The sequence below is a fragment of the Bacillus sp. LLTC93 genome (assembly GCF_002993125.1).
Classification (GTDB): domain Bacteria; phylum Bacillota; class Bacilli; order Bacillales; family Bacillaceae; genus Bacillus; species Bacillus zhangzhouensis.
Genome location: NZ_PVME01000002.1, coordinates 59399 through 83766, shown reverse-complemented (window position 1 = coordinate 83766; position 24368 = coordinate 59399). Strand labels below are relative to the sequence as shown.

The window sequence follows — 24368 nt, the reverse complement described above, 5'->3', positions numbered from 1 at the left end:
TGAACGTGGCACTTTCACCAGAGGAAGAAATCGAGGAAACAGAAGAAGACGAAGAGGTGGAACCCTCAACGACGTATCGCATAGATTTTGAACATGGCAGGCTGACAAACGAAACCATTTCAGGCATAGAGGCGATCCGGCAATTCATTTATATGACATTGCGGACAGAGCGTTATGCACATCCTATCTACAGTCACGACATTGGCACTGAAATCCAGGAGCTTTTAACGGACACAGAAGCAACGGATGAATACAAAGAAATGGAGATTCCAAGGTTGCTAGAAGAAGCACTGATCGTTGATGAGCGAATTGATCATATTGAAGAGATAGAGGTCACGAAGCAAAATGACTCGTTTCAAGTCAATCTAGCCATTGTCACAGATGAAGGCACATTAGAAATAGAGGAGGTGATGGAGGGTGATGTTTGAGGAGCAAACGTATGAAGCATTGATGGAAAGAATGCTGGACAGGCTGCCAGATGACATAGATAAAAGAGAAAACAGCGTCATTTGGAATGCCTTGGCACCTGCTGCGGCTGAACTGGCACAGTCCTATATTTGGCTTGATCAAGTATTCGAGCTTGTTTTTGCAGATACAGCACAGGGGGAATTTTTAGATCGACGGGCTGCTGAAGTCGGTATTGAAAGAAAGCCAGCCACCAGAGCGGTTTGGTCAGCATCCATTCAGCCGGAGAACATCAACATCCCAGCTGGCTCACGTTTTTTTATTGAAGACGTTTATTTCCAATATTCAAACGATGGCACGCTGGAATGTGAGACACCTGGTACAGCCGGAAATGGCCAATTAACAGGTCAGCCGCTGCTATCCCTTGATACGATCCCAGGACTTGAATCGATGATCATGAAAGAACTGGTGATACCAGGGCAAGAGGAAGAAGATGACGCTTCTTTATATGAGCGATACTTAATACGCGCAAGACGAGAGGCTGTCAGTGCCAACAGAGCGCATTATAAAAAGTGGGCTGAGGAAGTGACCGGTGTTGGCAGAGCGAAAGTGTTCCCGCTTTGGAACGGAGAAGGAACGGTCAAAATTGTCATCACAGACGGCAATCTAGATGTAGCATCAGACCTTCTTGTCAAAAGGGTACAGGAATATATCGATCCTGTGCCAGGCGAAGGGGAAGGACAGGCGCCTATAGGTTCCAAAGCAACCGTTGAAAGCGCTAAGTGGCTGGATATTGACATAGAAGTGGCTGTTGAACTTCAAATGGACTGGACTCTTGAAGGAGCGCAAAAAGAAATAGAAGAAAAGGTCAAAGCGCTATTAAAATCAATCGCATTTGAAAAGAGTACGATTCGAATGTCTGCATTAAACGATATTTTGTATCATTCAGAAAGCGTGTCAGATTATGCAAACGTCTTACTGAACGGTGAGTCGAAAAACTTAGTATTACAGGACATTGAGATTCCGCGTCTTAGGCAGGTGAAGGTTATTGAGCAAACAGGATGAAATGAAAAATTACTTGCCGCCATATTTTACAGACATTTATGAAGTGGATCATTTACTCAAGACAGAAGCACCTGAATTTGAGCAATTGGACGAATCCATTTTCGACTTAACAGATCAGTTCTTTCCTTTAACAGCGACATGGGGATTGAATAGATGGGAAAGAATGCTGAAGGTGCAGCGGGAATCAGATGATTCAATTGAACTGCGCAGGGCACGCTTACTCAATATGATGTCAAATATTCCGCCGATCACGTATCTTTCATTAGAGAAATCAGTGAATCGATTTCTCAAGAACCCAAGTGCCATCATCCGTCTCACAGCCAATCGTTATCATTTCGCCTTACGTGTGAACCTAGATGACCTGCAAAACACGAGATATATTGTAGAAATTCTTGAAACGTTAAAGCCTGCTCACTTGGCTTATACGTTCACGGCTTTTCATCATACTGATGTACATGAAAAAAATGATCATTACCAGCGGCTCACACTGCGAAGCAGAGTGGGTTTTTTCGATCATATTCCGATTTTACTCAATGGTGAATTTGTATTAAATGGTACGTTTTATCTCAGCGGAACACGAGGTGCAACGGATGTGCCTGCTCGTTTTCGGCATTCGTTGCAGATGAGATTGCCGCTTCAACATAAGTCAGAAACAACATATCGTTTGAATTATGTCATGACTGGAGCAGCACATGAAACGAAGCAAGCAGCGGCACTAATTTTACGCACAAAGAACCAGCTGCCGCATCACTCCAAAAAGAAAATGACGTTCCGCCTGCCAGTTCATGTTCAAAATGAACAAGGCGGCAGTTTACTGATCAAGGAGCATTACTGGATTCTCGATGGATCCGTTCCGCTTGATGGATCAAAAATGCTAGCAGCAACTTCTAAAAAAATAGAGCTATAAGGAGGATCACAATGGCTGATCAATTAACCGTAACAACATTGTACGCACGTCAACAAATGGCAAAGGCAAGAGCAGAAGGAACAAAACTCACAAAAGTCGTTAAAATGGCATTTGGAAATGGGGGAACTAAGGATGGAAATCCAATCTCTCTTGACGGCACTGAACAAAAACTCAAAAAAGAACTAGTCCAAAAAAATATTGATTCATTTACCTTCATGGAACCAGCAAAAATCCGCTACACTTGCACGATCGCCGAAGGAGAACTTGCAGGAGAAGTCATCAATGAATTAGCTCTTGTCGACGAAGCCGGCAAATTCACCGCCATCCGCACCATGACAGACAAACAAAAAGATGGCGACATCGAATTCGTTTTTGAGATTGATGATATTTATTAATGGAGGGGAAAAGAAGTGGACATCAAAGCACCTTCACCATTTGTCATATCTGATAAAGCTCATGCTAATTTGTTTAATCGGATGGTCGACACACTTGTTGAGAATGACAATGCACTCAGTAGACAAATAGCAGAAATCACAAATGAAAGCTTATTCAAATTAACAGGAGATCAAGCCATTCAAGATGCATCAGTCAGCGGCGAGGAATATCCAATAGGCATTACGTTTATGGATATTGGCCAAGCCAATGATACGGGATATCCGACGAGATATGGGTTTGTGAAAAATGAAAAATATAGTAACTTTCGATTTGTTCAATACTACTATGGGACTGGAAACGAAGCAGGCAGTTATTTTGATAGCACAGGCACTTGGTGCAGGCATTGGTGGACTGGGTCTGGCTGGACCGAATGGCAAAAAATCTCTGGCTTTCTTCATACGAACATTGGTACAACTGGTAAGCAGTTGCTTAATAATGCTGAGCGACAAAAAATCCTTTTTAATCGAAAAATAAAAGATAGTCACAATAATTTTGATATAAAAAATAGTCGTTTTATTTGTCCGGAAAACGGAATGTACCTAGTAAACGCTGGAGTCTATATTGAGACGGTTCAAATGTATGCAAATTTTGAGCTGTCTATCTTTTTAAATGGTAAAAATTATAAAAATATATCTCATTATAGACATCTCCCTGCCACACCCTCTGAAACTGCAAAACTTGATATAGGTTTATATGGGGCTGCGAATGTGCCAGCGAATAAAGGAGATTACGTTGAAATTTACATGTATATAGGCTATGCGGGAAATTCCGATCGTTATATATCTGATAATTCAGGCTGGTACAACTATTTCGATATTACGGAATTAGGCGGCCGAAATTTTCCGAGAGTGTAGGAGGATTCTAATGATTTTATATGAAGCCATTAAATATAAATACCCCGATGCGGACCCGCAAAAGGATTTTGAATTAAGAAATGACGGTGCTGGTTCGTATATAGACGAGTGGCATCTAGATGTGCCAAAGCCAACGGCAGAAGAATTGAAACAATGGTGGAAAGAATCTCAAATCAACCCAAGGTATCAACCACCCCTTCCACTAAATTATCTAGCACAAGAAGTAGCCAAAGAAAAGCTGATGAGAAAACAGCTTGAACAGCAATGTGACCTTTTAACAAACGAACTAGAGGCGCTAAAAAATGAGATCCTTTTATTTAAAGGAGAGAGTGAAACATGAATTATTGGGTCATGGCATTATATTTTCAATGGGTGACACCTGGATTGGTCAAACAAGCAGTTGAACTAGGTGATTGTTCAATGGAAGATCTAAATGAAGGGTATGAGCAAAGGATGCTCACTTTAGAGCAGCTGCAAGAAATTGAACCAAGCATCAAAGCAAGGGAGTGAAAACAATAATGGAAATAAAAGAACCAATACCTTTTGAGGTGAATGATAAAGCGCATGCCGATTTGTTCAATGACATGGTCAAAGTTCTACTTGAAAATGATACTGGATTATTAGAACAGCTCTTAAAACATACAAATGATGCGAGAGCACATGCATCTGAAACAGAAAAGAAGAAATGGAATGATTCCCAGAGTTATAAGATCACAGCTGATAGTGGAAGCCAGCTCATCAATGTGCCAGCCGGCGGAAGAATATTTGATGCGATAAAAGATAAAGGAACGTGTACATTTTATGCAGCTTCTGAAGTCGAAGATTCCCCAACCCCAGCAAATATTTCATTGAGAGGATTACAGACAGTAGGTCAAGATAACATTGGTACTGGTTTTGCTGTAGATATTGCAGGTAATGCTTATAGTTTTTACTATAATGCTGCACATACCGCTATTAACTGGACAAAGCTCCCATCGAATACTGAAAGAAACAAATGGAATGATGGACAACTATCTAAGATCACCTCAGATAATGGAGGGGTGATGATATCTATTTTTGATGGTGAAGATTTACTTGAAAAGGTTGTTTCTTTAGGTCCAAGGCATGGTACATTTTATGTCACAGGTAAAGCATTAAACACCCCAACAACAAGATCGTGTAGGGGTATGTATCATTTTACTTCTCAAGATAGCAATGGAAAAGGGACATTTGGATGGATCATGGCAATAGATTATAACAATTACATGTATACAAACTATCTTGACTTAAATTTGGGATGGCAAGGCTGGAAACGTGTTTTAACAAAGGAGGATATGGATAATACTTCTTTTGTTGACACGTATGATCTTGATAATTCCTCCGTTTCAGCTGCTGAAAATGTTCCAACAAAGCTGAATTTCGGTGAAACAAGGTCAGATGATTTAGGAGAATATAATCGTTCACGGTCTGAAATCACGTTGAAAAATAATGGTCTGTATTTGATTAGACTTTATCTTAATAGCAATAACATTACTGTTGGATCAGATAGTATTTTGTCATGCTATGTGAATGGGGCAGAATTTCAACGTTTAGGAAATTGGAATCCTGTCATCTCATCAAGTATATGTGTATTGTATCTTCAACAAAAGTTTAAAGAGGGAGATAAGTTAACATTTTATATTACACCCAAAAACACTGGCAGAACAATTACGGTAAATAGAGCTTATGTCACCTTGTCGCAGCTAAGATAGGGACATTTGAAAAAGAAAGTGTGTGAGCAAATCGGAGGAAGATGTCGTTCAAAACTTAATGACACAAGGCTCATTTGCCGTTCTCTTTTGTATTCTGTTTTATGTGCTCAATACAACAAAGAAACGAGAACATAAGTTCAATGCACAATAGATGTTGTTGAAATAATTGGTTTAATTGCGGGGGAAAGATTGGGTTTAAATCTGTTGTTTTTACATTGTAGAAAGGGTACAGGTTCATAAAAATCGACTCACTTTATTGGAGTGGGTCAAGAGCAATACACCACAAATTTATAGAACCGCAATCGGGACAGATGGGAAAGTTTGTGTTCAAGATTGTTCTAATGATCTTAATCCTAATGAATTTATCACGTTTGGTTTCCGATTTAGAACGAAGTGAAATAGCTGATTTTATCATAACATCGCCTAAATAATAATGTTTTTTGAAAGGAGAAATAAATCATAAAAACACCTCAACCTTTTCAGACGAGCGATAAAGCTCATGCAGATCTCTTTAACGATCTAGTGAAGATTTTGATTGAAAATGACCAGGAACTATTAGAACAATTCAACCTACATACGGGAGATGCAATTCCTCACGTATCTGGTTCAGAAAAGAAGAAGTGGAATGAATCCCAGCTATATAAACTGACAAATGATAACGGCTCGCATTTGGTCAGTATTCCTCCAGGCGGCAGTATTTATGAGGAAATTAAAGGGCTAGGTGCCTGCTCATTCTATGCCCCAGGTGGTGTTGGAGTAGTCGATTCTCCTGCTATTGGTAACGCTGCATTAAGGGGCTTCCAGCTTGTAGGACAAAACAATATTGGTGTAGGAATCGCAATTGACACATTAGGAAATACATTTTGTTTTTCTTATTATGTAAAAGATATTGCAATCAATTGGGTGCAAATGCCAACTCAAAATGAAAAAAACAAATGGGATGCAGGACAATTGTCTAAAATCACGGCTGACGATGGAAAAGCATATGAAAGAATTAATGCAGATGATCCTAGCATTTTAGATAAGCTGATAAAATTGCCGGGAGTTCACTCCTGGTACATTCATGAAGCACATCCAGATCTTCCAACAAGAAGTTCCATGAGGGCTTTGTCTGTCTTTAGTGAAAATACCTATGGCTGGGTCATCGGTGCAAACAATACAGGAGATGTCTATATTAACCGTTCAACAACTGATGTAACAGGTACACAACAAGAGTGGAGCGGTTGGAAACGCCTTAATGACCATAATCTATTAAATTCAAAGGGTTTAAGACTTTCAATGTCAATAGGTACTGATATTTTAACGTTGCCATCAGGATTTTACTTTGCTGTAGGATCTAATGTTTTAAATATGCCTGTTGATAATGATTCTTCTTGGTTTAATATCGATATCTTAGAAACTGTAAATGGTAGAAAGAGCATTCATGTCATTAGAAGTTATGACAACACTCATTGGTTTGGTACAGTTCATACTGACGGTGTCTTTAAAGGGTGGAAAAAAATAGTAACTGATGCTGATTTTGAAAATGTTAAGTGGCTAAATGTTACCTTAGGCAGCGGTTCTTCTATTGGAGATAGACCAGTTGAATATACTAGATGGGGAAATTTATTATTATTGAGAGGTCACCTAAAAGCAAATCGAGAAGTTATATGTGGAAGTATTCCAAGTACTGGCTTACCAGATAAAGGCCTAGTAGTATCAGTTCCAGTATCAGGGACAACGGGTCATAGTAAATTACTTATATATAAGACAGGAGAGCTAAAGCTAACTGGTTTACTGGCAGCGAATGAAAGTGCCGTAACTGGCTACTATTTAGACACGGTCGTCCCATTAAATTAAGGAAGTGATAGTATGATACAAGCCTATGAATACAATCATCAATATGAATTGGTCAGACCTATAGAAGTGTTTGAGAGGGATGATGAAGGAAATTATATCATTCCAGAGCAATGTACAACAATTGCTCCACCCAATAACCCTTCTTTTTATAAAGCAGCATTTAATGTGGAAAAACAGCAATGGTATGAATCAGCGACACAGGAGTATATAGATAGCCTAAAACCATCTCCTCTCCCGCCAAGTGATATAGAACTATTAAAGAAACAAAATGCTTTATTGTCGAAACAATTAACGCATCTACTGGCTATGTTCAAAGGAGCTGAATCAGAATGATGTTTCCAACTGTAGCAGATATCAAACAATTCTGGGACTGGCAGTGTTACGGCCCAGAGGACATTGCATTTTATGTAAGCATTGGCTGGATCTCGGCAGATGACTATCAAGAAATAACAGGAAACAAATACGAAGCCTAATGGCTTTATTTTTTTGCCGGAAAGAAGGTGATTCCAATGGAAGTAGATGTCGTCCAAAACTTAATGACACAAGGCCCATTTGCCGTTCTCTTTTGCTGGATTCTGTTTTATGTTCTCAACACAACAAGAGAAAGAGAAAATAAACTCAATGAGCAAATCGAGGCGCAAAATGAAGTGTTAGCGAAGTTTAGTGAGAAATATGACGTCGTCATCGACAAACTCGATAAAATTGAACGGAATTTAAAATAGGAGGAAAAATCATGAAAACATTCGACAAAGGCACTGTGATTCGCACAGTGCTTCTTTTTATTGCACTCATCAACCAAACACTTGTGATGTTTGGGCAAACAGTTTTGCCGATTAGTGAGGAGCAAGTGCAAACCGCAGGAGAGGCACTTTATATTGCAGGTTCCACGATTTTCACCATGGTCACAGCGATGATTGCTTGGTTTAAAAACAATTATGTGACCTACAAAGGACAGCTGCAAAAAGATGCCTTGAAACAAAGAGGGTTAACAAAATAATACTTGAAGGAGAAACAATATGGTAAAAATCATTCAAGCCTACATCCCAAAACACAATCGCAACAGGCCAGGAAACGTTATGAAGCCGCTCTATATTACGGTGCATAATACCTCTAACACTGCAAAAGGTGCGAATGCGGCGAGTCATGCAGCGTTTGTTGCACGTTCAAGTACCGGCGTCAGTTGGCATTACACTGTCGACGATCAGGTCATTTATCAGCATTTACCGTTAAACGAAAATGGCTGGCACGCAGGAGATGGCAGAGGAACCGGCAATATGAAATCAATTGGAATTGAAATTTGTGAAAATGCAGACGGCAACTTTGAACAAGCAGTTGAAAACGCCCAATGGCTCATTCGAAAGCTGATGGGTGATTTAAGGATTCCTTTATCAAATGTGGTGCCCCATAAGCATTGGAGCGGGAAGGAGTGTCCCCGTAAGCTGTTGAATCGATGGGATGACTTCAAAGCTGGTCTTGCATCTGCACATACAAGTCAAATGACAATGTCCAAACCTGTTAAAGAAACATCTAGCAAAAACATGTCAACGACACCAAGCTCTAAAACTAACAAGATCAAAAAAATATACAGTTTGCCTTCAGGTATTTTAAAAGTGACGAAGCCTCTAACAAAAGGGTCAGCCGTAGAAGCATTACAACAAGCCTTAGCATCGATTTATTTCTATCCCGATAAGGGAGCGAAAAACAATGGAATCGATGGATACTACGGCCCCAAGACTGCAAATGCAGTGTCTCGATTTCAAATGATGCATGGGTTAGCTCCAGACGGCATATATGGTCCAAAGACAAAAGATAAGTTAAGTAAGGTCATAGAAGGTTAAAACAAATGAATCAATGACGAGCCCTTCCTTTTCGTAAATGTCCTCTTTTATTGAAAAGTAAAATAAAACCATTCATGCTTCTTATTTTGTTGTATAATAATGGGAAATAAAGGAGGGTTTGTATGAAACGAATATGTGTAATGATGTCTCTTTGTTTCATTGTCATGTTTCATTTTAATATTGAAAAGGTTGCAGCTAAGATCATTTATCGAGAAGTAGAAGTTGACTTCATAATGACGGAACAGGAAAAATATCTGTGGATATCTGGAGGTCAAAATAACCCTGACCAATATCCATCTACGTATGGATACCAATTTTCTATACTAAATGCAGAGGGTTGTACTTTAGAAGTGACACTCTACAGAACATCCGTATCAGGAACGGATTTTCCGTCATCAGTCAAAGAGTACGTAGGTAATCAATATGATCTAAGTGCAACGGACCGAATTTTATCAAGTGGGCAGTACATTTATAGACCTCATGGCATTAAAATGACCAAAAAAGAAGGCTGTGGGGATGTTGAGATAAAAGGAGTCTTTGGTTATCAAATTCAAGCACCAGACAGATGAAAAAGCCTATCCATCATTGGATAGGCTTTTTATAATGGAGCATAGCGGGATCGAACCGCTGACCTCTACGCTGCCAGCTTTCACGACGTTATTTCTACGTTGTTTTTCTCCGATAAGACATCCGTAAAGTCAACTATATCAACGTTAAGTCACCGATAAGTCAATCGTCTCTAAGCGCATTATACCGCATAGGAACGCTACACCGCAACTAAATACGGCGCTACTCTGAACCCTCGTCTTAATAGGCGGGGGTTTTTGCGTTTTAGGGGCGTTTCAAAAAATTTTAAAACGAATGTCCCGATTTTGATCGATCACATGCGACTGTACTTATGAAAGCGAAAATAATTCGGAAATTTTGCGCGGTATTCAAATACAGTTCGTATGATTAAGTAGAAGTGGGGTATGGAGTTGGAGGGCTACTATGGAAAATAAAATTGATAAGTTTAGGTATGAGCAATTAGATGCTAAGTCGATTGGTTTCCTTCGAGAAAAAGAGATGAACATGCGAAGTATTGTTGGAAGAGCTTACACAGAACTAGGACGCGAACTTAAGGAAGCGCAGGAGCATCTTTCGATGAATGGATATGGGTGCTTCCAAGAATGGTGCTCCTATATAGGGATTGATCGCATGAAAGTATTAAGGTTAATCCAACGTTATGATTTGATTAGCACAAATTGTGATGAACAAGCTAACCTACTCGAGGATCTTCCGGTCTCGCTAACGTATGAAATCGCCCGTCCATCCGCAGAGTCAACCGAACCAAAACGGCAGGCGAAACAGGCGGTTCTTGACGGTGAGGTTAAGACGCTGAAAGAATATCGGCAGCTACTAGCGGAGAAAGAAGCGGCGGAGGCACGTGTAAGTGAAGCGGAATCGCATCGTGAACGGGCCGAGAAAGAAGCCGATCTATTGCGCGCCAAACTCGAACGCGCAGAAGAAGCTGAGACGGAGACAGTGACGGAATATATCGAAGTCGAAACGACTGATCCGAAGATAGTAGCCGAGAATGAACGCTATAAAGAACTGTTCGGAGAAATCTCGATGTATGAGGGACGAACAACTCGCGTGACTAACGGGGATGCAATCACTTATACGGTTTACGAGTTCTCCGAGGATGTTCGTAAATTCGTTGAGAAGTACGGGCATCTAACGCATTTTGTCCAAGAATTCAACGGAATGATTAGCGAAGGTAAGCAGGAATACAAAAAGGCTATACACGCAATGCAAACGTTAATGCGTTCGATTGACCGATCAATAGATGAAGAAGATTCAATTATTATAAACGGATAAGGGGCGATTAATATGATTAGTATTAAAAACGTAAAAGATGGCGGAGTAGCTTATGTTTTCGGTGAGGAGTATGCAGATGTTGCGAAAGTAATGTTTCCTCGTTTCGCAGAAAAATTGCTAGGCGGAGAAGGTGTGTCGTTACCCGAACCGAAAAAACAACGAACATTAGTTGACATCAAGAATTCTATAAATAAACCGCAATCGGATGCAAGGTTGTGTCGTTCGTCAAAATTGACAGGGAAAGCTCTCCACCATGAGATTTCGCAAGTGATGCTTCGCGCTGAGAACTTGTTCGGGGTCAGTAGAAGAAAGATTTGGGGTGAGTTGTACGAGAAACTTCGTCAAGAAACGGGTGTTGATCCTAGAAATGTAAAAAGAAGTACAACTAAAGGTATGGATAGAGGGTCTTCTAAGATAAGTACTTATGTAAAAGACGGTTATGGTCAGAGAATAGTTGAAATCGCATATGAAATCTATGATAAATATGAGGCGAAGTCTTGAACGAACATCAGCGGCTCGTCTCCGTAGAAACTCAGTCGGAATATAACTTAACGTCCGGCAAGTCTGAGACGCGTATCTTCGTTAAGATGTACGTCGATGCCGTCAAGAAAGGCTTGATCGCGGATATCGGACCCGAACGTTGGCAGACGCTCTGCGTACTATCATCGTTTATGAACGCAGACGGCGAATGCTACCCGACACAGGATCAAATCGGGGACGCACTAAATTTAAGCCGAGTTGCGGCAAATAAACGGATACAGTCGCTATGTGAATACCGATGGCAGGGACGCCCTCTCGTCGTTAAGAAACAAGGACGCGAAGGAAAGACTCAGCGGTGGGAGAACGCTCGCTATACGATACTTCCAATCAGTCAGCTTGCTATATTTGACGGAGATACGGAGGAATTATAAACGCCGTGTATCGTCTAGCCATATACGGCCCATCCGTACACGGCTCGGCTTTACACTAACTAGAACCATCTTTTAACTAGAGCCATTAATAACTAGATAAATAATAGCGCTCAATCAAAAACTTTCGCGCAAATAATTACTCAAAAGATATATCTATCGCGATAAGGTTATATGCAAAGAGTGAGCGTAAGCGAACGAATTGCTACGGTTTTAAACAACAAACGAAAAGAGGTGCGTTATGTTTACGAAACATGAACTCGTTACTATATACGAAGCACTTACCGAACTACACCCGAGCTCTCAGGCGCAATTTAAAGACGGCGTAAAATTAAAGGTAGCTGATTTAAGCGACAAAGTATTGCGACTAATAAACGAAAAGGAGTCCGATAATCATGCCGATTAACATTACGCTATCTCCCGACTACCGCCTTACATCTGACGTCCACAACATCATCGTAAATGAGCGCTATTTCACCGATCCGACTAAAGCGCCGGGCTGGCCGAAGCGACTAGCCGAGAACCCTGACGCCAACCCGACGCCGGTCGAACGCTGGCGAGAAGTTTCGTATCATCCGACCGTTGATCGCGCTGTCTTGGACGTCATGAACCGACGGATTAAATCTTCGGATGCGGCTTCACTCGCCGAGATTGCGCAAATGGTGCGTGAGTTTCGCACGGAATTAGCGGCGGCACTGACGATCGAGGGCACTAATACTACCGACAACTAAAACGGCTGGGAGGCGGTTAAATCGTGGCTAAAACGAAGGATCAAGAAATCGCAGAATTACGACAGGCAATGGCGGCGCTTATTGCGGAGAATGAAACGTATGTACAGCATCTCGGATCCATTCGCGAAATGATGCCGGAAGAATTCGACGATCGAAATGCGACCGAACATCTACTCGCGATCAGTGCGCCGGAACACGTTAAGGATTACGTTAAATTCGTATTAAACCGAATGAAGGAGGCGTTAAAATGAAGCCAGAAATCACGAAAGAGCAAGCGGAAGCTATCGAGTTTCTTCGTAAGAGCTACGAGGAGGGCGACATTTTACACCTATATACTACGAATCACATCGGGCGTACAGATAAGACCCTCGGAAATGACTGCGGTTCTTTATGCGATCTTATGCTAATAGAACTCGCAGCTGCGTTAATCAACGGATATGAAATCGTAATGACACCGGAACAAAAGGTACGGGAGTACTACGAAAAATTGGCCGCTAAAAGACGGTATGTTCCCGGCTGTATTGACGAAATTAAAATTTATACGGAAATGGATGCGATCAGACGTACGCTTGATATGCTCGGAATCGAGATAGATTTTGTAAACGTCAGACGTGAGGAGGCGGAGGCGAATGGCTTCGGATACTAAGCCTATCGAAAAATGGACGGCACGCGACTTCATCGTCTATCTGCACGACCGCCACCTCGAAGTCTACGACATTAAATACGTCGCCAATAATCGCGGCATGGAAGCGCGGAACCTAAAGACGATGGTTGACGAATATGGGGCGGCTATCGTACGAGACTTTATTGACGCATGCTTTGCGGCTAAGAAACCGACGGCTCAGTGGCCAGGATGCAACTTCGGCTTTATGTTTTCGTATATGCGAGATCGGCACCTGCCGCCATTACTCGTAAAGCAGAAGACGGCTCAACAGACGGAAGAAGACGATCAAAGGGCGGCTGCACAATCGCAAATAAACTACGGGGAGTTGTTTTGATATGACGAAGTATAAGACGGAGAAACGTAAGGCGGAAGTAGGCGAACGCATTTTGATTACGAATAAACACGTGAGGGAAGGTCGTTATAAAAATGGAGATGTACTGAAGGTAGATAGTTCTTCCGTTATCGGAGTTCTTAGCGAGGAGGATTATGGTATTTATCACTTTGAATACGAAGTCATCGTCGGAGAACAAGCGCCAGCACCGAACCTAGACGAAATGGACTATGGCGAGATAATCGCGCTAGTAGAGGACGCAATGAAGGCGTTAAGAACCCGTCAATTGCAAGGACGTTTTGATGCGCAAATGGAAGCAGTTGATAAACTTACGACGAATAAATCCGATCAACAGAGACGGGATGTGATCGTTGCGAGAGCGAAGGTTGATATAGAGGCTCTGTACGCAACAGACCTCGGATATAGACACGACTTTATCGTAAATGCCGAAAAAAGAACCGTTGTCGCTTTACGCAAATCGTTTGCAGAAGGCTATATTCGCGATAGAGGGATCGCCAAATGCGCTCCTACCGACTGCTTCAACGCCCATATCGGAAAGGCTATTGCGTTAAGACGTGCGTTAGGTCTCGAAGTGCCCGCGGAGTATCTAAACGTTCCGCAGCCGACGGCAATACGTGTAGGTGACGTGGTTGAACATCACAAAGAGTCGGGGAAATTCTTCGTCTGTGACGATGCTAAATTCCCGCCGATCGGCAAACGGTTCGTAAGTTTAAATACATTGAGAGTACTTGGCGATGTTTATAAGATAGTTGACGATTCGAGGACGGAAGGAGGCGCTTAATTGACTCTTCATCGCTGGCTTAAAACGCAGACTTTTAAGGACTTTAGCGGATACGATTTCACTCGAGACGGAATGTTCCCGAAGCCTCGAGTTAAAGGCGAAGATAAAAAGATGCGCTCCAAACACGAACGAACATTACGTAAACGAATTGACCGAAAGGAGGTGGCTATGAATGACGAATGAATCACGATGCCTACTCGCAAGCAAATGCGCCCAAGCCGGCGGCGTTAATTGTACGAAACACTGCGAGCTATACCTCGGCTTGCACGGCTTAGATGGCGGAGGTGGACGGTCAGGGGCGGCTGGTTTGGCGGAGGACTATCGCCTAGTGACGCTTAAAAACTCACCCGCACGCGCCGATCAAGCCGGAGCTTATAAGGCGGCCGATGTATATGCGGAGACGTTCGACCGCCAATTTGACGCAGAAGCCGACCGCATTAAATCGCTATATTTATATAGCGCGAAATCAGGAACCGGCAAAACTACTACGGCGGCGGCTCTGTTGAACGAATACTTAACGGTCCATTACATCGGCGCTTTGAAGCGCGGCGTCCAACCCGACCAGCGACCGGCTTATTTTCTCGATGTTAATGCGTGGCAAAACGAATACAACGAGTTTAATAGACCGCGAGTACCCGACACAATCGCAGAGCCGGCAGCAAAACGTTATTATGCCGCGTTAGAAGCAGCAAAACGGGCGCCTTTCGCAGTGCTGGACGAAATAGGCATGAGAGACGTAACGGACGGATTTCGCGGCGATTTACACACCGTAATCAACTACCGCGTGACGAACCGTATGCCGACCGTTTATACGTCGAACATTAAATTGGAAGACTTACCGGAAGTATTCGGAGAGGCGCGGCTGGCAGACCGGATCGGCGACCAATGCCGAGAAATCGTCTTTGCGGGCGGATCAAAAAGGAGGCCACTGTAAATGAGCGGACTATCATTAACGGAAATTCAATACTTACGTGACCTACTCGTTGCGGATTCGTTGGCTAACGGAGAGAGTCCGGCTAAATACGCCATCCTCGACAAACTCGATGCGCTTGAATTTGCGGACCACGAACCGGCCTATAAAACTGGCGATCTAGTTTCCGTCGAAGGCTATAAAGGACGCGTCTTCTACATTGATTGCGCCCGATACATCGAGGAAACGTCGAAAGAGGCCGTCTTTAACTTTATTGAGTACGACCTGTATGACGCGATCAATGGCGAATGGCTCGAAGCGTTCGAGGCGGACATGATGTTATTAGCTAACGCGCTTGTTGCGGAAGATTTCTTGGCGGACTTCAACCTCGAAGACTATCCGCCAGCAAGAAGTACCGTTTATCTAATAAACTACGAAACGGAGGCGGAGGAAATGGCGGCAAAAGAACAGCCGAAGACACCGAGGCAGTTAAGCGCGATTGAAGCGGAAAAGCGTAAGCAAGAACGTAAAGAGGCGGCGGAAAGAGTCGACATTCTACTCGATACTTACAATAGTTACAAGGCGAGCTTTGAAATGACGGGTGATGAGTCGCTCAAGGCGAAAATGGACGAAGTGATGGCGAAACTGAAAGGCGTTGAACAGTCGTGAAAATTGGACATCTAACGTTCGGCACACCGGAATATGTTCGTGTGACTAAGATGGCTGAGCGTGAAGCATTCGAGAAAGATGCGACAGAGGCGTGGGATAAGTGGGACGCAATGGTAGAAGATAGCCCGACGATCAGCGAGAAGGAAGCGTTGTACAAAGTTCTTGAAGACGTCGAGAGATTAAATTATTAGAAAGGAGCTGAACGCCGATGAGTTTCGGAACTAGCCTTTTATCGAAAGTAATCGAAGCGAACGACCCGTCGGCTTTATTGCGGTACGGACTAACGCGCAAGGATTTCCAAACGGATGGCGAACGGTCAGCCTTCGAATACATCCGTTCATACGCGGAAAAGAACGGAAACCAAGCGCCGACCGCCGAGATGGTTGCGACCGAGGTGCCGACCTTCCAGCCGGAATTCAGTATCGATGCCACGTTTGAATACCTAGCGCAGAAGGCGAAGGAAACGGCAGCGATGAACGATTTCGCTTCGAAATTTAATGATAAATACGGAGCTAACGGCGTCAAGACGGCAGACTCCGAGTTCGTTCAAAGGTTCAATCGCGTCCAAGAAGGCGGGAACCCGCAGGAATTTTTTGAATGGTTGACCGAGGTCGCTGAACAGAGTAAAATAAGAACAAGAGTTCGTAAAACAGTAGGGACAAACGTCGTGAGAGACGTGGATAAATTCCGAGATGAATACGAAAAGCGAAAGGCTGGCGAGTCATTCCGTATTTGGGACAGTAAATTTCCGGCACTTAACAAGGCGATCGGAGGCTACGTCAGCTCGAACATGTACGTTGTCTACGGCAAGTCGGGGCGCGGCAAGTCGGCGATCACACTCGAAGAAGTCATTAATTGCGCAATTCAAGGCGCAAATACGCTCATATGGTCGATGGAGATGGGGTGGTTCGAAGTTCTCGTTCGCATCTACGTTTCACTTTCCGGGGATCAGGGCGTCGCTTTAACCGAAATTGACGGTCAGCAAATGGAAGCCGGCTTTGATTCGAGGTCAGTTCGCCAGGGCAAATTATCGGAAGAATTCGAGGCTGCCTTTATGGACTTTATCGCGACGTTAAATACGATAATAGCCGGGTCTATTACGGTGCGTGCCGTTGACGACAAAGACTTCGATACACGTTCGCTAAAAGACCTTAAAGCGGACATTGAACAAACGAACGCCGACGTCGTGATGGTCGACCCGTTCTATTACTTAGATTACGAGTCCAACTCGAATAAGACGACGGGCGGAGCGGCAGCCGATACGTCAAAAAAGATGCGCCGATTAGCCGGTACAATGGACGTGGTTATTTTCGCAATAACACAAGCCGGAGAAGATGACGCGACCGAAGACGAAGCCGGTAATCGCGAAATTAAGTTGCCGAAGCGTAAGGACGTAAAGAAAACGTCGGCTTTACTGGAAGATGCGGCGGTGCTGATACCGGTTGATACGAATGCAAAGGAAGGACGCGGTTTGATCGGCGTAAATAAAGGACGTGACGGAGGAGAGGATGAAGTCGTCGAGATCGTTTATTTACCACAAGTCGGACTAATCAAGCAGGTAGCAGCCGGAGAGATTGAGTTAAAAGCCTACGGTTTCTAGAGGTGTGGTTTTAAATGGAATATGTACCAACAATTACACTAAATAATTCTGAATATTTTCGACAAATTACGACTACAATGTCGAGTGGTTTAGTGTAATATAACGAAAGGAGCTCGTATATACATGTCGATAATTATGATCAATGGCGTTGCTGTAGACGTCGACATACGCGAAGAATTAGAACTTTTTGAATGGGATCGTCCAACGTGGCACGCTGACCGTTTAACGGCGGCAAGCCCTTTTCGCGATGATCGTACTCCTAGCTTTTACGTTTATTACGAGGACACAGCGACCGCCAAGGCCGGATATTTCGGAGACAGCGGCACGGGCGAACGTGGCGGATTCATTAAACTGCTTGCATTCTTGCGTGAAGAAACCGAGGAAGAGACGGCTTCTTACCTCGTCGAGACCTACGGTACTGGCGAAGGTGATACACGCCTGAAACTCCGCATTCCACGTTTGAAAATCGTTGAGCCTAGTCGGCCACTAGCCGAGTCTTTATTGGCGGACGTTAAAATCGGCCCCAGCGCTTACTTAACCAATCGCGGCATAAGCGAAGACGTACAGCGTGAAGCAGGCGTAGGCTTAGTCGGACAAACGGCCATGATACCTTGGCGGCTGCCTAACAAGCGCCTGGCGAACGTAAAATATAGATCAACGCGTAATAAAGCGTTTTGGTACGCTAAAGGCGGCTGGCCTATCCGCGGATTAATCTACGGAATAGAAACCGTATATGCTGATTGCGCCAAAGTAGCGGTGCTTTCCGAGGCTGAAATCGATGCGCTTTCGTGGCGTACGGCGGGCTTTTGTGGCATTGCGACAGGCGGCAGTAAATTTTCCGACCAAAAGGCGGACATAATTGCGCAGTCGCCGATCGAATATTTAATGGTAATAACGGACAACGACGAAGCCGGTGAGAAATTACGGAAGGAGGTCGAGCTAAAGATGCGCGGCAAAGTCAGGCTTGCGCACGGTTATATAACGGAAGGATACAAAGATGCGAATGAATTATTAATAGCGGAAGGTGAGGACGCTCTAAAGCGTGTTGTTGATCGTGCGGAGGCGGTAAGTATTAATGTAAGGTTCGGGAATATCCGAACTTTCGGTCGGCGGAGGTTGTCTTAACCCTCCGTGTTGCTACCGGATAAAGGACGCCAATCATATAAGGCTTCGACCGCGCAGTCGAGGCAGCGCGCTATGGAATACGCCATTTCAACGTTAGGGACGTTCCTAAGCGCTATATAATCGGAAAGCTGCGTTTTTGAGATTCCGACCATTTCTGCGAGTTGAGTAAGTGAATAACCGCGATTATAGCACAGCTCCTTTATCCGGCAATCGACGACCGAATACTGCGAGATAAACACCTCCGCAAAGCGAATGCTACGTGCTTTACGAAGGAAATTATACCACATAACCGCGCCGATTAAATGGTCATTCGGGCGGATTTGGAAGAATACGGACAACCTTTTCGATGGGCACGTCCAATTCGAGGCAAATCCGTTCAATTACACGGAACTCTAGGTTAGCGCCGTTCATCGCAGGCTCTTTCGTTATCTTCGCCTGAGTGGATGAAGACATAAAATTGCGCAAATAACTTTTTGATTTACCCTGTTCTTTCAGGGTGTCAAAAAGAGGAGAGAAATCGACCAATTTGAACACCTCCATAAATTATTGGAAAAATATTAAAAAATATGTTTACGTACGCGAACATATATTGTATACTTCAATTATACTCAACCCATATAAAAAGACAAGAATAAACGAAGGGGGTCAGAGCTTTTGGAATCGATTAGAAGAGAATTATGTAGTTTGATTGAGGACAATGATTTGAAGTATAACGAAATCGCAAAAATCATTCGCGCAGATAAATCAACCATGACGCACTTCCGGAATAATGGAACTATTAGTTTTAGAGCACTTGTAATCCTCGCACATTTCCTTTTTCCGAACAACTCAAACAAAAAAATTTCCGAATGGTGTTTGTCGATTCAAAAGACTGATAACAATGATTACTTAAAACAAATGATGGAGTACGCAGCAGTTACGAGAAATACAAATTTATTAAACTCATTAATCGATGTCCACAAAAAGACAATTGGTTTAGAGGACCATGTTCAAATTTATAAAACTATCTTGAATTACATTAATGCAGAAATTAGTATTGATGATATGATCGAAACAATGAGCCTTTTTTCAAAGAGTAAGCACAAAGAATTACGAATATTATCTTCAATCTATATGTGTTATGGTTATTATGGAAAGGGAAAGATTCACTCGATCCTAGAGATGGCGCCTTCAATCGGAGACAGCATCAAGTCATTAGGCCATAAAAAGAAGCTATTCATAAAAGAGTGCTACGTTCATCGATTCGCTGAGCTGATGTCGCCTGTATACTTACGGTTAAATAATCTTGGCGCAGCCAAACACTACGCAACCATAATAAAGAATGGAAACATCTCAAATAAATCCGTTTCCGATGCGAACTACATCTTAGGTATGATCGCGATGTCAAAAGGCAAAAAAGACGCGATGTCTATATTTGAAGAGAGTTATATGTACGCCTATAAAACGGGTGTTGATTTCGTTATTACAAACGCAAAAAACAACTACCTACTCGCAGAAGCGTATGTTAATAGAAAAGACCCCGATAAACTGTCAGCATTATTAGATCAATTAAAGGAGGTGATATACGAAGAGAGAACGGACGACTTTTACATATACCTCGAAAAATATAAAAAAGGTAGTGTCGAAGGGCTATTCGAATGCCATCGTCAATTTCTTTTCAATTCAGACTTTTTCTTTTCAGCGTTGGTAATGAGAGATTTTAAAGACGCTGGGGTGCCTAAGTACCTAATTGATACATTTTCAAACTACAACTACACGAAAAAGGGGATGCTTTATTTTGAAGAAGATTTTATTGAGTGTTTTATTAATTTCAGCAATCGCGGTATCAACTGTACAGCTTAACAAGGGAACGGACGGAGCTCTAGAAGCGGAGCAACCGTACAAAACAGCAGACATTCGTCCAGGAGGATAACGAGGCCATTAGGCTTCTTTTTTTTGTCTAAAAATAGAATCTAGTTTAAAATCAAAATCTTTTTTAAGTTTTTCAACTTTCAAATATTACATAGTTGTTTTTGGTACTATATGGACATGGAAGAAAAATTATAAAAAATTTTAAATCAAATGTCCCGATTCTAACAGACCGCATGCGACTGTATAAGTGTAAGGGACGGGAGGAGAAAAACTTGGATAAACAAAAATTTAATAGACTTCAGATGGCCGCAGATTATGGCGCGATTCCGTATGTTCAAAGAGAATCGCAACGAATCGCACACTTAGTCCCCGACCAAACGTCGTTCGAGCAGCGGACCTTACTAGCGATAGGTTACTGGCTTCAGCGCTACGAAGGGAATGGTCGCGATAAGAAAGCGTTGATCCAGCGCATTATCGTAAGGGAACGAAATAAGTATCTGAAGGCTTCACGAAAAGAAGCGGCTTTATCTATAGAAGGAATGCGAGATGACGGTAATGTCTCGTGGGAGCCTCAAGACGTTTTGACGGACGTCGAAGGCGAAGTTTTACTAAAAGAAAAGACCGCCCTGTTGACGCAAGGCGATCTTCGCAAAGAATTAATACTTAGATGTTGGAGCGAAGGATGTACGAATATGACCGAAATCTCCACGTTGTTGACGCAACGTTTAGGAGGAAATTTCGAAGCACATCGCAAGTTCATCCGACGTTTCCGTTTACACTGCCAGCGCGAACTAACAGCATAATCACGTATCTAGGCACGAGGGCTTCGCTACGTATTTTAATGATAATCGATTGAGAATCGAATTTCAAGCGAACACCATGCGAACAACCCTCCGTCTAGTACGTTTTACCTAAAAATTAAGGAGGCTAACGTACTATGAAACAACCTACAAACGATTTCCCACCTGTAGTAAACATCCAAAAATTAACGGAATTACAATACGAAGGCGCGTTATATCACGAGGATGATCCAGCTGACTTTTATCGTCCGACTACGATCAAGGCGGTGCGCGTCGGATGAAACCTTCCGAAATAACCATAACCCACCACGCAAAGCAGCGACTTAAAACCCGATTCGGCATCGATAATCAATACGTTGCGTGTAATTGGATCGCGCAGAAAATGGAACACGCTCGTTATCTTGGAGTAACCGTAGATAAATCCGGTCGAGAAGCTCGTACGTATGCGAGTAATGGCGTAATTATTCACTTTGAGCTAGATTCCAACGCAGTCATCACCGTTTATAAGGGTACTGCTGGACACGATTCGGCCACCAAGCGTCTGATTTTTGAAGCCTACGAAATTATAAAAGAGGACGCAGATAAATCGCTAAGAAGAACGGAATCCTTAGCGGAGGAATTAGACGAAGAACTGCGTTGGTTAGCCTACGAACTCAAACGTACTCGTTCGAAAGCTAAAAGAATGGCGCTACAAGCTCGAATTAATGCCGTTCAAATGCGTGTTGATGAATTACCGACCGAATCGCTCGAAATTAAGCGCAAGGTAACGCGCTATGCGAGAGGAGTGGCTTCGTATGTTTGACGATTTCCTAATGTATTTCGCATTCGTCGGCACAATCTCGACCTTTATTATCGGAGGCATGTACTGGTCGCTTGTTCGTGAAGAGAGACGGAATAAAGGCGGCAACTGACCGCCGACGCTCGGAGAATACCGGGGCGTTCGTTAAGTAAAACTGTCGCGTCGCTATGCCGTGCGCTGGCGGCGTCTCGGGCGCAGATACCGGTGTTTTGCGAGGGTCAAACCCTAAAACAAATTAACGGAGGTAATCGGATGAGCATTAGAGACATTCTTAAACAACGATCAGAGGCACGCGACAAAGCAGCGAGTGGAGAAAGCGAGTTTCCGGAAGGTGTCACGCGTTATGTAAAACTCGGCAGACACGGCGAGATCAATAAAGACGGACGCACTCTCGTATTGTTAGGGTCTCCGGACGATTGGTTTATCTATTTTGTACACGAAGACAAGACGTATAATGGACGCAGCTACGACCACAATTTCCGCAAGCATACGTGCTCTCACTCGCCAAAAGGAGTCGTGCAGGCTTCCGAATTAGCGAATTATCTGCGAGCAGGCAAAGACGAGTGCTTATCGTGCAAAGCCGGCGCGAAACGTAAGATGTTCTTCATGATTCCGGTTTATGATCCGCAATATAAAACGTACCGTGTCATTGACATCGCGGAGTTCCACGCGGATAGCCTGATCGCTGACTACGACAAGATCGAGAAGACGATGCAGAAAGCGACGAAGAATCCGGAATACTCCATCGTAGGGGAAGCGGCGTTCTTTAAGCAAGTCGATAAGACGTATTCGCTCGAATCAGGCGACGTAGAAGACGATGTAATCGAAGCTGCAAAGGCGTTCATCGGGGCAGACTTCGGCTTTGAAGAACTCGCTAATTTCCGCGAAAAGGACGATATTGTCACGTTGTTAAGCGAGGCGGCAGGCGGCATTGACAAAAGCGTGCTACCGAAACAAGAGCCGGCAGAAGACGAACTACCAACCGAAGAAAACTTCGACTTTTAAGGAGGACGAATAGATGGCGCACAAAGAAGAAACGATCGGCAAATTCGCCGAACTGATCGCTCGAGCTGCCTTAATGGCGGCCGGCTGGTCAGGCGTTAGTAAGCCGGAAACCGAGGAACCGTACGATATTCTCGCTGCCGAGCCGGTTACGGGCGCAATCAAACGTATCCAGGTTAAGACGATTCGTGACCGCAGGGAAAAACGCGGCTGTTTGACAGTTAGCGGACGCAAGAATACCGGTCAGGCTTACACGAAAGCTGATACGGATTATTTTATCGGTGTACTACTCGAAGACAACGAGACCAAAGCGTATATGTTCGAATGTCGCAATATTACGGATTATTGGATGCCGCGTAAGAACGAAGGCGTCCGAGCATGGCACGAACTCAAACTTAACTTAGACCGCGCATACCTGGCGGCACTAGAAAACGAAGCGGAGGCGGTATAAATGGCGGCATTAAAAGGCGTAAAAACGCTCGATATGGTGGACGGAGAAATCACGAAAGTTTCGTATGAAGGTGCGGAGTTTGAACGAGTTGAGGGAGGCGCAAAGGTCGGCGATTTATTAATGTCTAAGGCAGGATGCTGCGATATAACAGCCGGAGCGTTTTATATAATCAACGAGATTGATCGCGATGGAGACACTTATTTTTATGACGATGGTGGCGATCTAAACGCACTTTACCGAGTAGATTACGTTCCATTCCGCAAGAAGCACGTACGCCTAAAAGTCGGTGATTATGCGAAGGTGGCCGGTGCAGAAGATTTAGACGGGATTGACGAGGGAGATATCGTTTGGGTTGCTGACGATGCCGAAGACGATGAGCCTTATCTGATTAGCCCAATTGCCAAAAGAAGAAAAGCGCTGTGGGTACGTGAGGAAACGTTAGTCCCCGCAACAGATGCCGAAATTACAGCCGCTAAAGAAGCTAAAGCACAGCGTACTACAAAATGGGCGAGTATCGGACGCAAAGTTGACGAGTATAAAGTCGGCGATATTGTTGCGTATGTAAAGGACGGAGAGATTTGCGAGGTGGGCTTGGTTGACGATGATAAAGTCGGATGTTTAACGAAACAGTACGGAATTTGCCGAGAATGGCCTAATAAAATCACGTTAATCACTCCGGTCGAGGCACGTTTTGACCGCAGCTAAATGCGCCGCCTGCCAAGCGCCCATTAACGAAGGCCAGTCCGCCATCTACGACTCACTGTACGAGGTTTACTGTTGCGACGGCGATTG

At 43.6% G+C, this 24368-nt stretch carries 38 protein-coding genes; 36 read left to right on the top strand and 2 right to left on the bottom strand.

The features are described from left to right. The first annotated feature begins 5 nt into the window (after positions 1 to 5). From C6W18_RS05680 to C6W18_RS05535, 29 genes are all read left to right on the top strand, one after another. Complete coding sequence (locus tag C6W18_RS05680; RefSeq protein ID WP_105926606.1) at positions 6 to 428, top strand: DUF2634 domain-containing protein; 423 nt, start codon at positions 6 to 8, stop codon at positions 426 to 428. Further along, complete coding sequence (locus C6W18_RS05675; RefSeq protein ID WP_105926604.1) at positions 421 to 1470, top strand: baseplate J/gp47 family protein; 1050 nt, start codon at positions 421 to 423, stop codon at positions 1468 to 1470. The genes C6W18_RS05680 and C6W18_RS05675 overlap by 8 nt, the downstream gene beginning before the upstream one ends. After that, positions 1454 to 2377 carry a YmfQ family protein gene (locus tag C6W18_RS05670; protein WP_105926602.1) on the top strand — a complete coding sequence of 308 codons (924 nt, stop codon included), beginning with the start codon at positions 1454 to 1456 and terminating at the stop codon, positions 2375 to 2377. Before C6W18_RS05675 ends, C6W18_RS05670 begins: the two co-directional genes overlap by 17 nt. Before the next feature lie 11 nt (positions 2378 to 2388). Further along, the gene (locus C6W18_RS05665; protein ID WP_105926600.1) at positions 2389 to 2772 is read left to right on the top strand and encodes a phage tail-collar fiber domain-containing protein; all 384 of its coding nucleotides are present in this window, start codon (positions 2389 to 2391) and stop codon (positions 2770 to 2772) included. A gap of 15 nt (positions 2773 to 2787) precedes the next feature. Then, entirely contained in the window at positions 2788 to 3666 is an 879-nt protein-coding gene (locus C6W18_RS05660; protein ID WP_105926599.1) for a hypothetical protein, read from the top strand. Between the two features lie 10 nt (positions 3667 to 3676). Beyond that, positions 3677 to 4006, top strand: a complete 330-nt coding sequence (locus C6W18_RS05655) for an XkdW family protein (protein ID WP_105926597.1) — start codon at positions 3677 to 3679, stop codon at positions 4004 to 4006. Continuing rightward, positions 4003 to 4176, top strand: coding sequence for an XkdX family protein (locus C6W18_RS05650; protein ID WP_105926595.1), 174 nt, complete (start codon positions 4003 to 4005; stop codon positions 4174 to 4176). Before C6W18_RS05655 ends, C6W18_RS05650 begins: the two co-directional genes overlap by 4 nt. An 8-nt stretch (positions 4177 to 4184) precedes the next feature. Next, complete coding sequence (locus tag C6W18_RS05645) at positions 4185 to 5396, top strand: hypothetical protein (RefSeq protein ID WP_105926593.1); 1212 nt, start codon at positions 4185 to 4187, stop codon at positions 5394 to 5396. Between the two features lie 22 nt (positions 5397 to 5418). Then, positions 5419 to 5547 (top strand): BhlA/UviB family holin-like peptide, encoded by a 129-nt coding sequence (locus C6W18_RS05640; RefSeq protein WP_373465691.1) that lies wholly within the window; start codon positions 5419 to 5421, stop codon positions 5545 to 5547. Between the two features lie 371 nt (positions 5548 to 5918). Then, positions 5919 to 7235: a hypothetical protein gene (locus tag C6W18_RS05635; protein ID WP_223251644.1), complete on the top strand. Its 1317-nt coding sequence runs from the start codon at positions 5919 to 5921 to the stop codon at positions 7233 to 7235. Between the two features lie 12 nt (positions 7236 to 7247). Beyond that, positions 7248 to 7568, top strand: a complete 321-nt coding sequence (locus tag C6W18_RS05630) for a hypothetical protein (RefSeq protein WP_105926589.1) — start codon at positions 7248 to 7250, stop codon at positions 7566 to 7568. Further along, positions 7565 to 7708, top strand: a complete 144-nt coding sequence (locus C6W18_RS05625) for an XkdX family protein (protein ID WP_189318056.1) — start codon at positions 7565 to 7567, stop codon at positions 7706 to 7708. Before C6W18_RS05630 ends, C6W18_RS05625 begins: the two co-directional genes overlap by 4 nt. A 36-nt stretch (positions 7709 to 7744) precedes the next feature. Beyond that, on the top strand, positions 7745 to 7957 hold the full coding sequence (locus C6W18_RS05620; protein ID WP_105926587.1) for a BhlA/UviB family holin-like peptide: 213 nt from the start codon (positions 7745 to 7747) through the stop codon (positions 7955 to 7957). An 11-nt stretch (positions 7958 to 7968) separates the two neighbouring features. Beyond that, positions 7969 to 8232 carry a phage holin gene (locus C6W18_RS05615; RefSeq protein ID WP_105926585.1) on the top strand — a complete coding sequence of 88 codons (264 nt, stop codon included), beginning with the start codon at positions 7969 to 7971 and terminating at the stop codon, positions 8230 to 8232. 19 nt (positions 8233 to 8251) lie between these two features. Continuing rightward, a complete protein-coding gene (locus C6W18_RS05610) occupies positions 8252 to 9073 on the top strand; it encodes a peptidoglycan recognition protein family protein (RefSeq protein WP_105926583.1) in 822 nt (273 codons plus the stop codon). A 122-nt stretch (positions 9074 to 9195) separates the two neighbouring features. Further along, positions 9196 to 9642, top strand: a complete 447-nt coding sequence (locus C6W18_RS05605; protein ID WP_105926581.1) for a biofilm-forming protein — start codon at positions 9196 to 9198, stop codon at positions 9640 to 9642. A 421-nt stretch (positions 9643 to 10063) separates the two neighbouring features. Beyond that, positions 10064 to 10933: a hypothetical protein gene (locus tag C6W18_RS05600; protein WP_105926579.1), complete on the top strand. Its 870-nt coding sequence runs from the start codon at positions 10064 to 10066 to the stop codon at positions 10931 to 10933. Between the two features lie 12 nt (positions 10934 to 10945). Further along, positions 10946 to 11434 carry a hypothetical protein gene (locus C6W18_RS05595; RefSeq protein WP_105926577.1) on the top strand — a complete coding sequence of 163 codons (489 nt, stop codon included), beginning with the start codon at positions 10946 to 10948 and terminating at the stop codon, positions 11432 to 11434. Between the two features lie 802 nt (positions 11435 to 12236). Then, the gene (locus C6W18_RS05585) at positions 12237 to 12572 is read left to right on the top strand and encodes a hypothetical protein (RefSeq protein ID WP_105926573.1); all 336 of its coding nucleotides are present in this window, start codon (positions 12237 to 12239) and stop codon (positions 12570 to 12572) included. Positions 12573 to 12595: 23 nt separating this feature from the next. After that, positions 12596 to 12823, top strand: a complete 228-nt coding sequence (locus C6W18_RS05580) for a hypothetical protein (RefSeq protein WP_105926571.1) — start codon at positions 12596 to 12598, stop codon at positions 12821 to 12823. Continuing rightward, positions 12820 to 13218, top strand: coding sequence for a hypothetical protein (locus tag C6W18_RS05575; protein ID WP_105926569.1), 399 nt, complete (start codon positions 12820 to 12822; stop codon positions 13216 to 13218). The genes C6W18_RS05580 and C6W18_RS05575 overlap by 4 nt, the downstream gene beginning before the upstream one ends. Further along, positions 13202 to 13570, top strand: a complete 369-nt coding sequence (locus C6W18_RS05570) for a hypothetical protein (RefSeq protein ID WP_105926567.1) — start codon at positions 13202 to 13204, stop codon at positions 13568 to 13570. The genes C6W18_RS05575 and C6W18_RS05570 overlap by 17 nt, the downstream gene beginning before the upstream one ends. A 1-nt stretch (position 13571) precedes the next feature. Further along, on the top strand, positions 13572 to 14369 hold the full coding sequence (locus tag C6W18_RS05565) for a hypothetical protein (RefSeq protein ID WP_105926565.1): 798 nt from the start codon (positions 13572 to 13574) through the stop codon (positions 14367 to 14369). Continuing rightward, positions 14370 to 14552, top strand: a complete 183-nt coding sequence (locus C6W18_RS05560; RefSeq protein WP_105926563.1) for a hypothetical protein — start codon at positions 14370 to 14372, stop codon at positions 14550 to 14552. Then, complete coding sequence (locus tag C6W18_RS05555; RefSeq protein WP_105926561.1) at positions 14542 to 15303, top strand: ATP-binding protein; 762 nt, start codon at positions 14542 to 14544, stop codon at positions 15301 to 15303. Before C6W18_RS05560 ends, C6W18_RS05555 begins: the two co-directional genes overlap by 11 nt. After that, the gene (locus C6W18_RS05550; protein WP_105926559.1) at positions 15304 to 15948 is read left to right on the top strand and encodes a hypothetical protein; all 645 of its coding nucleotides are present in this window, start codon (positions 15304 to 15306) and stop codon (positions 15946 to 15948) included. A gap of 41 nt (positions 15949 to 15989) precedes the next feature. Then, complete coding sequence (locus C6W18_RS05545) at positions 15990 to 16139, top strand: hypothetical protein (protein WP_189318055.1); 150 nt, start codon at positions 15990 to 15992, stop codon at positions 16137 to 16139. Positions 16140 to 16156: 17 nt separating this feature from the next. After that, the gene (locus C6W18_RS05540) at positions 16157 to 17548 is read left to right on the top strand and encodes a DnaB-like helicase C-terminal domain-containing protein (protein ID WP_105926554.1); all 1392 of its coding nucleotides are present in this window, start codon (positions 16157 to 16159) and stop codon (positions 17546 to 17548) included. 123 nt (positions 17549 to 17671) lie between these two features. Continuing rightward, positions 17672 to 18673, top strand: a complete 1002-nt coding sequence (locus C6W18_RS05535; protein ID WP_105926552.1) for a toprim domain-containing protein — start codon at positions 17672 to 17674, stop codon at positions 18671 to 18673. Here C6W18_RS05535 and C6W18_RS20570 read toward each other — a convergent pair. Next, the gene (locus tag C6W18_RS20570; RefSeq protein WP_105926550.1) at positions 18670 to 18960 is read right to left on the bottom strand and encodes a helix-turn-helix domain-containing protein; all 291 of its coding nucleotides are present in this window, start codon (positions 18958 to 18960) and stop codon (positions 18670 to 18672) included. The two genes, C6W18_RS05535 and C6W18_RS20570, sit on opposite strands and share 4 nt — an antisense overlap. Before the next feature lie 19 nt (positions 18961 to 18979). Further along, entirely contained in the window at positions 18980 to 19198 is a 219-nt protein-coding gene (locus tag C6W18_RS05525; RefSeq protein ID WP_074041833.1) for a hypothetical protein, read from the bottom strand. Positions 19199 to 19327: 129 nt separating this feature from the next. Between C6W18_RS05525 and C6W18_RS05520 the strand changes: the two genes are divergently transcribed. The 7 genes from C6W18_RS05520 to C6W18_RS05495 all read left to right on the top strand — a co-directional run bounded on the left by C6W18_RS05520 (position 19328) and on the right by C6W18_RS05495 (position 24281). After that, positions 19328 to 20515, top strand: coding sequence for an AimR family lysis-lysogeny pheromone receptor (locus C6W18_RS05520; protein ID WP_105926548.1), 1188 nt, complete (start codon positions 19328 to 19330; stop codon positions 20513 to 20515). A gap of 281 nt (positions 20516 to 20796) precedes the next feature. Next, on the top strand, positions 20797 to 21327 hold the full coding sequence (locus C6W18_RS05515; RefSeq protein ID WP_105926546.1) for a hypothetical protein: 531 nt from the start codon (positions 20797 to 20799) through the stop codon (positions 21325 to 21327). A gap of 134 nt (positions 21328 to 21461) precedes the next feature. Beyond that, positions 21462 to 21605: a hypothetical protein gene (locus tag C6W18_RS20000; RefSeq protein ID WP_189318054.1), complete on the top strand. Its 144-nt coding sequence runs from the start codon at positions 21462 to 21464 to the stop codon at positions 21603 to 21605. Beyond that, positions 21602 to 22126 (top strand): hypothetical protein, encoded by a 525-nt coding sequence (locus C6W18_RS05510; protein ID WP_105926544.1) that lies wholly within the window; start codon positions 21602 to 21604, stop codon positions 22124 to 22126. Before C6W18_RS20000 ends, C6W18_RS05510 begins: the two co-directional genes overlap by 4 nt. 249 nt (positions 22127 to 22375) lie before the next feature. Then, positions 22376 to 23128, top strand: a complete 753-nt coding sequence (locus C6W18_RS05505) for a single-stranded DNA-binding protein (protein WP_105926542.1) — start codon at positions 22376 to 22378, stop codon at positions 23126 to 23128. A gap of 13 nt (positions 23129 to 23141) precedes the next feature. Then, on the top strand, positions 23142 to 23576 hold the full coding sequence (locus C6W18_RS05500; protein ID WP_105926539.1) for a group I intron-associated PD-(D/E)XK endonuclease: 435 nt from the start codon (positions 23142 to 23144) through the stop codon (positions 23574 to 23576). Continuing rightward, positions 23577 to 24281 carry a hypothetical protein gene (locus C6W18_RS05495; RefSeq protein WP_105926537.1) on the top strand — a complete coding sequence of 235 codons (705 nt, stop codon included), beginning with the start codon at positions 23577 to 23579 and terminating at the stop codon, positions 24279 to 24281. Positions 24282 to 24368: the final 87 nt, after the last annotated feature.